Origin of the sequence: Thiorhodococcus drewsii AZ1 (assembly GCF_000224065.1) — a bacterium.
Classification (GTDB): domain Bacteria; phylum Pseudomonadota; class Gammaproteobacteria; order Chromatiales; family Chromatiaceae; genus Imhoffiella; species Imhoffiella drewsii.
In genome coordinates this window covers 1-1,623 of the sequence record NZ_AFWT01000106.1, presented here as the reverse complement: position 1 = coordinate 1,623, position 1,623 = coordinate 1, and the positions used below count along the sequence as shown (strand labels likewise).

At 65.3% G+C, this 1,623-nt stretch carries 1 protein-coding gene and 1 pseudogene; one reads left to right on the top strand and one right to left on the bottom strand.

Annotation, left to right across the window (positions count from 1 at the left end; all coding sequences use genetic code 11):
• The first annotated feature begins 205 nt into the window (after nucleotides 1–205).
• Nucleotides 206–517 (top strand): Uma2 family endonuclease, encoded by a 312-nt coding sequence (locus THIDRDRAFT_RS27460; protein WP_425358455.1) that lies wholly within the window; start codon nucleotides 206–208, stop codon nucleotides 515–517.
• Nucleotides 518–616: 99 nt separating this feature from the next.
• On the opposite strand, the pseudogene THIDRDRAFT_RS27455 reads toward THIDRDRAFT_RS27460, so the two are convergent.
• Nucleotides 617–865 (bottom strand): annotated as a pseudogene (locus THIDRDRAFT_RS27455) (HEPN domain-containing protein); the annotation flags it as partial.
• Nucleotides 866–1,623: the final 758 nt, after the last annotated feature.

The window sequence follows — 1,623 nt, the reverse complement described above, 5'->3', positions numbered from 1 at the left end:
GGGTGAATCGGCCTTGGCGGTCCGTTATGTAGCCAGCGTTGGAGGTCGCCATTCTTCGGTGATCCTTTTAAACCCGAAGGAAACGCCCCGTGCGGACCCGCATGCGGGGTGTTGTGGAGGCCGGGGGAGAAAAACCCCCGGCTATCCGATTCGGGTTCAAGGCGCGTTGGTTCTGGACGACGGTACCGAGGTCTACCCCGACCTCATGGTGCTGAGGCCGCGCGCCGACCGCTATGCCGAATCGAACCCCAGGGGCGAGGATGTGCTGCTGGTCGTCGAGGTCGCGGACACCAGCCTCGCCGCCGATACCGGGGTCAAGCTCGCCAAATACGCCCATGCCGGCATCCGTCTCTACTGGGTGGTCGACATCCCGAACCGCACATTGCACGCGTATCGCGATCCCAATGTGTTCGCCGGCCGCTATCGGCAGCTCCATTCGGTCGGGGAGGGCGCGATCGGCGTATCCATCCAGGGGGCCGATTTCCGAGTCGAGGTGGGCGACCTCTTTCCCCGTTGAGGTTCGGCTGGGTTCCGGGAAAGTCTGCGTCGTCCCTCGGTCAGCGGCGAATGCTGTGGTAGAGCCGGTGTTGAAGTCGGGAACCCCGGCGAGCAGGGCCGCGTGCGCGGCATCGAACATGGCATAGTAGGCACGATTGCAGGCCCCTTCTGTGTCGCCGTCCGCCAGCAGCAAACGCGCCGAGGCGAGCGCACGTCGCGACTTGGCCAGATAGAGATCGGGGTCACAGACGCATCCCGTCGCGATGGATGTTTTGGCGATGAGCGCCGGATTTTCGAGGCGTTCGGGGTGCGCCCACTCGTCCTCCCACAGCGGCAAGGAATCGATGCGCACACCGGTTTCGAGCATCAGGTCGAAGGCGATCCCGGCCATGTCCACGGTGGCATCGGCACGTGCTCCGGGGGCGCCTCGAGCACCACGCAAGAGCACGGCGATATCGGCATCAGTATCGACGCCAGCCGTCTGTTTCGCCTGGCCGCTAAAGAGCCAGGCATCGCTCAGGTCGTAGCGTTTGCGAATCCGTTGCAGAAAGACACGTGCGGCCTGCTCTAATGTCAGATTCATCGAAGCCTCCTGTCCACCCTCAGCATCTTCGGTGAGCTACCGCTATACGCAGGAAGCGTTAACGGTAACTATCGTCACTGATCTGACGGACCCCGCGACCGGGTCCAACGGGGTGCATCGGCCAGGCTCGCCGTGGAACATGGCCCTTCAGACCTGCGAGACGGGGGGCGGTCGGCGCGCCGAGCGCGTGCGGGGTGTGCGCGGATCAAGACGGCACAAGGACTTAGCGCTCGGTCGGGGCGGGAAGGGGGCGCGAGAGGACTCCACCCCGGCGAGGCGTGGAACAGGCGTGGAACGAGTCAGCGATCGGGGCGGTCACCGCATGCAGGCGCGTCAGGCCGGGGCCGCCATGGGCGCCACTTCGCGCGGCGCGACGTCACCTGTGGGCATCCTCGCGCACCTGCCAGCCGGGCGGGTGTGGGCTTCGCCTGGAAGCAGGCGAAGATCGCCAGACGCCATGGGGCCTTGTCCTCCGCCCGAGAGTCGCTCGATTCAAGGAGCGTGGATCCTGTAACCTATCGATCCTTCCCGCTCAGCGTCCT